A 4,778-nucleotide genomic window follows, 5' to 3' on the forward strand; every position below is an offset into this window, starting at 1 on the left:
GGCGCCGCCTGGACCGCCTCGGCCGCCACGGACCTCGGGAAGTCGGGGATCGGCTCGTCGCTGAACCGCATCGACGGCCAGATCACCCCGACGTACCCGATCCGGGCCCCGGGCGCGAGCTGCGGGACGGGGGCGAGGAAGCGCCGGTACAGCGCGGTCGCGTCCGAACGGTCGTTGTTCCAGCCGTGCGAGAAGACGACCAGGTCCCGGACGCCGCGCTCGGCGACCTGCGCCGAGAGCCGGTCGCGTTCGGAGCCGTCCACGTCCCCGTCCGCGTCGAAGGTCAGCTCCCAGTAAGGACTCACGCTCATCGCGGCATCGGCCATTGCGGGCTCCCTCGTCCCCGGAAGACGCGCTACTTGTACAGGAGATACCCCTTTCGCACCCGCCGGAACGCGGCCAGCTCCTCCTGCCAGGCGCCCGTCACCTCGTCCGTGTCCGCGCCCGCGTCGATCATCGTGCGCACCCGCTCGGAACCGGTGAGCTTGTCGATCCAGTGGTCGGACCGCCAGGCGAACCCGTCCCACACCTTCCGCGCCGTCACCAGCAGCGCGATCCCGGTGCGCACGGGGTCGAAGACGGCCCGGTCGGTCACATGGACCTGCACCCCGCCCACCGTCTTCCCCTGGAACTTCGAGAAGGTGGGCGCGAAGTACGCCTCCCGGAACCGCACGCCCGGCAGCCCCAGCCCGTTCACGGCGGCGGCCCAGCGCCCGTCCACGCCCTCGGCGCCGAGGAGTTCGAAGGGCCGGGTCGTGCCGCGCCCCTCGGAGAGGTTGGTGCCCTCGAACAGGCAGGTCCCGGAGTACACCAACGCCGTGTCCGGGGTGGGCATGTTGGGGCTCGGCGGCACCCAGGGCAGACCCGAGGCGTCGTAGAACACGGTCCGCTTCCAGCCCGACATCCGTACCGTCTCCAGCGCGACCGGCGTGCTCAGGAACTCCCCGTTGAACAGGCCGGCCAGCTCCGCGACCGTCATGCCGTGCGCCTGCGCGACCGGCTGCCGCCCGACGAAGCTGGCGAACTCCCGGTGCAGCACCGGGCCCTCGGCCGCGCGGCCGGTCACCGGGTTGGGGCGGTCCAGCACGACGAAGCGCTTCCCGGCCAGCGCCGCCGCCTCCATGCAGTCGTACAGGGTCCAGATGTAGGTGTAGAAGCGGGCGCCGACGTCCTGGATGTCGAAGACGACCGTGTCCACGCCGGACGCGGTGAAGACGTCGGCGAGCGGCCGGCCGCTCTTCAGGTAGGTGTCGTACACCGGCAGGCCGGTCGCCGGGTCGTCGTAGCGCCCCTCGGAGCCGCCGGCCTGGGCGGTGCCGCGGAAGCCGTGCTCCGGGCCGAAGACCGCCGTCAGCTCCACCCGGGGGTCGTGGTGCATGACGTCGACGATGTGCTCGGCGGCCCGGGTGACGCCGGTGGGGTTCGTGACGACGCCGACCTTCCGGCCGGACAGCTGGGCGTAGTCGTGGGCGGCGAGGTTCTCGAAGCCGGTGCGGAGCGGCTCGCGGTGGTGGGGTGGCATCGGAGTCACCGCCAGGGCGGTCGAGGCGAGCAGGTTTCTTCGGGACAGGTCCATGAGTCCTCCAGTCCCCTAGAGGTTGGCGCGCCCGCCCTTCCTTTTACACATACCGACTGGTTAGTCTGACGCTCGCTGAGCCGAGTCGCGTCGTGTCGAAGGAGACCGATGGTGGAAGCCGTGCGGGATGCGGGAGTGGTCGTCACCGGAGCGGGCGGGGGGATCGGGGCCGCGCTGGCCCGGCGGTTCGCCGCCGCGGGCGCCCGGGTCGTGGTGAACGACCTGGACGCCGGCAAGGCCAAGGCGGTGGCCGAGGAGATCGGCGGGACCGCCGTACCCGGCGACGCCTCCCGCGTCGTCGACGCGGCGCGCGACGCCCTCGGCGGCACCGTGGACGTCTACTGCGCCAACGCCGGGGTCGCCTTCGAGGACGGCGACCTCGCCCACCTGGACGAACGCACCTGGGAGACGTCCTGGGACGTCAACGTGATGGCCCACGTCCGCGCCGCCCACGCGCTGCTGCCCGGCTGGCTGGAGCGGGGCGCCGGACGGTTCGTCTCCACCGTCTCCGCCGCCGGGCTGCTCACCATGATCGGCGCGCCCTCCTACAGCGTGACCAAGCACGGCGCCTACGCCTTCGCCGAGTGGCTGTCCCTGACCTACCGCCACCGGGGCGTCAAGGTGCACGCCATCTGCCCGCAGGGCGTCCGCACCGACATGCTGGCCGCCACCGGCAGCGCCGGCGACCTGGTGCTGCGGCCCACCGCGATCGAACCCGAGGCCGTGGCCGACGCCCTGCTCGAGGGCATCGAGGAGGACCGCTTCCTGATCCTGCCGCACCCCGAGGTCGCCGGCTTCTACCGGACGAGGGCCGGCGAGCCCGACCGCTGGCTCGCCACCATGAACCACATCCAGCAGAAGTGGGAGACCGCCCGGTGACCGCCCCCCGCTACGCCGACCGCCCCTGGCTCGCGCTGCTGACCGACGCCCAGCGCGCCCCCCTCGACCCCGCCGACTCGCTGGTGCACGCCCTGCGCACCGCCGCCGCCGGGCACCCCGACCGCACCTGCCTCACCTACTTCGACACCCGGCTGAGCTACCGGGAGACCGACGAGCTGTCCGACTCCGTCGCCGCCCACCTCGCCGGGCGCGGACTCCGGCGCGGCGACCGGGTGGCCGTACTGCTGCAGAACTCCCCGCACTTCGTGCTGGCCGTGCTCGGCGCCTGGAAGGCGGGCGCGACCGTCGTCCCGGTCAACCCCATGTACAAGTCCGGCGAGGTCGCACACGTCCTGCGGGACGGCGAGGTGACGGCGCTGATCTGCTCCGACCGGGCCTGGGAGACGTACCTGCGGCAGACCGCCGCCGACTCCCCGGTGCGGATCGTGCTCACCGCCTGCGAACGCGACTTCCAGACCCGCGACGACGCGCGCGTGCTGGCCTTCGAGCGGCTGCCCCAGGCCCCGGACGCCGACGACCTGACGGCCGTCGCCCGGCGGGGCGGCCGGCCCCCCGAGGGCCGTCTGCCCCGCCCGGAGGACATCGCGCTGATCAGCTACACCTCGGGCACCAGCGGCACCCCCAAGGGCGCCACCAACACCCACGCCAACATCATGTACAACGCCGAGCGGCAGAGCACCGGACTCGGCCTGCCCGAGGCACCCGTCTACTACGCGCTCGCCCCGCTGTTCCACATCACCGGCATGGTCTGCCAGTTCGGCGCCTGCCTGGTCGGCGCGGGCACCCTGGTGCTCACCTACCGCTTCGAGCCCGGCGTCGTCCTGGACGCCTTCGCCGAGCACCGTCCGCACTACACCGTCGGCCCCTCCACCGCCTACATGGCGCTCGCCGCCCACCCCGGCGCCACCCGCGAGCACTTCGCCTCCTTCGTGCAGCTCTCCTCGGGCGGCGCGCCCGTGCCGCCGGCCCTCGTGGAGCGGTTCCGCGAGCGCTTCGGGCCGTACATCCGGGTCGGCTACGGCCTCACCGAGTGCACCGCCCCCTGCGCCTCCGTCCCGCCCCACCTGGAGGCCCCCGTGGACCCGGTCTCCGGCACCCTGTCCGTCGGTCTGCCCGGCGCCGACACGGTCGTGCGCATCCTGGACGACCGGGGCGCGGAGGTGCCCTTCGGGGAGCACGGGGAGATCGCCGTACGCGGGCCGCAGGTGGTGCCCGGCTACTGGCGGCGGCCCGACGCCACCGCCGAGACCTTCCCGGACGGCGAGCTGCGCACCGGCGACATCGGGTTCATGGACGAGCGGGGCTGGCTGTACGTCGTGGACCGCAAGAAGGACATGATCAACGCGTCCGGCTTCAAGGTGTGGCCGCGCGAGGTCGAGGACGTCCTCTACACGCACCCGGCGGTGCGCGAGGCGGCCGTCGTCGGGGTGCCCGACGGGTACCGGGGCGAGACCGTCAAGGCCTATATCAGCCTCCGTCCGGGCGCCGAGGCGGCCCCCGGTGAACTGGCCGCGTACTGCAAGGAGAGACTGGCCGCGTACAAGTACCCGCGTCAGGTGGAGATCCTGCCCGAGTTGCCCAAGACGGCGAGTGGGAAGATCCTCCGTCGGGAACTGCGTTCCCGGAACACCGACTGAAGACCACGGAAAGGCAGGTGGCGGCAGTGCCCAGGACCACGGACGGAGACGGCACGCCCGTTCCCCAGCGGCTGCTGGCCGCCGCCACCCGGCTCTTCGCCGAACAGGGCTACGACCGCACCTCCGTACAGGAGATCGTGGAGGCGGCCGGCGTCACCAAGGGCGCGCTGTACCACTACTTCGGCTCCAAGGACGACCTGCTGCACGAGGTGTACGCGCGCGTGCTGCGCCTCCAGCAGGAGCGGCTGGACACGTACGCGAACGCCGACGAGCCGGTGGAGAAGCGGCTCAGGGACGCGGCGGCCGACGTGGTCGTCACCACCATCGAGAACCTCGACGACGCGGCGATCTTCTTCCGGTCCATGCACCACCTCAGCCCGGAGAAGAACAAGCAGGTCCGCGCCGAGCGCCGGCGCTACCACGAACGCTTCCGCGCGCTGGTGGAGGAGGGCCAGAAGGAGGGCGTCTTCTCCACGGCGACCCCGGCCGACCTGGTGGTGGACTACCACTTCGGCTCCGTCCACCACCTGTCGACGTGGTACCGCCCCGACGGCCCGCTGACCCCCCAGCAGGTCGCCGACCACCTCGCCGACCTGCTGCTGCGGGCCCTGCGGCCCTGAGCCCGGAGGGCGCCCGGCGCCTAGCCGATGATCTCCTTGAAGAAC

At 72.5% G+C, this 4,778-nt stretch carries 4 protein-coding genes and 1 pseudogene; 3 read left to right on the plus strand and 2 right to left on the minus strand.

The genetic code is table 11. From position 1 onward, the window contains the following. Together H5J33_RS23815 and H5J33_RS23820 are read right to left on the minus strand one after the other, a co-directional pair. A pseudogene (locus H5J33_RS23815) lies at positions 1-326 on the minus strand (serine-threonine protein kinase); the annotation flags it as partial. A 29-nt stretch (positions 327-355) separates the two neighbouring features. Continuing rightward, positions 356-1,576, minus strand: coding sequence for an exo-beta-N-acetylmuramidase NamZ domain-containing protein (locus H5J33_RS23820; RefSeq protein WP_181796942.1), 1,221 nt, complete (start codon positions 1,574-1,576; stop codon positions 356-358). Positions 1,577-1,684: 108 nt separating this feature from the next. Between H5J33_RS23820 and H5J33_RS23825 the strand changes: the two genes are divergently transcribed. The 3 genes from H5J33_RS23825 to H5J33_RS23835 are packed head-to-tail and all read left to right on the plus strand — an operon-like array spanning position 1,685 to position 4,733. Beyond that, positions 1,685-2,455 (plus strand): SDR family oxidoreductase, encoded by a 771-nt coding sequence (locus H5J33_RS23825; RefSeq protein ID WP_181796943.1) that lies wholly within the window; start codon positions 1,685-1,687, stop codon positions 2,453-2,455. Beyond that, on the plus strand, positions 2,452-4,113 hold the full coding sequence (locus H5J33_RS23830; protein WP_181796944.1) for a class I adenylate-forming enzyme family protein: 1,662 nt from the start codon (positions 2,452-2,454) through the stop codon (positions 4,111-4,113). The genes H5J33_RS23825 and H5J33_RS23830 overlap by 4 nt, the downstream gene beginning before the upstream one ends. A 26-nt stretch (positions 4,114-4,139) precedes the next feature. Then, on the plus strand, positions 4,140-4,733 hold the full coding sequence (locus H5J33_RS23835; RefSeq protein WP_181796945.1) for a TetR family transcriptional regulator: 594 nt from the start codon (positions 4,140-4,142) through the stop codon (positions 4,731-4,733). Positions 4,734-4,778 lie beyond the last annotated feature (45 nt).

Source organism: Streptomyces sp. WELS2 (assembly GCF_013870595.1).
Lineage (GTDB): Bacteria > Actinomycetota > Actinomycetes > Streptomycetales > Streptomycetaceae > Streptomyces.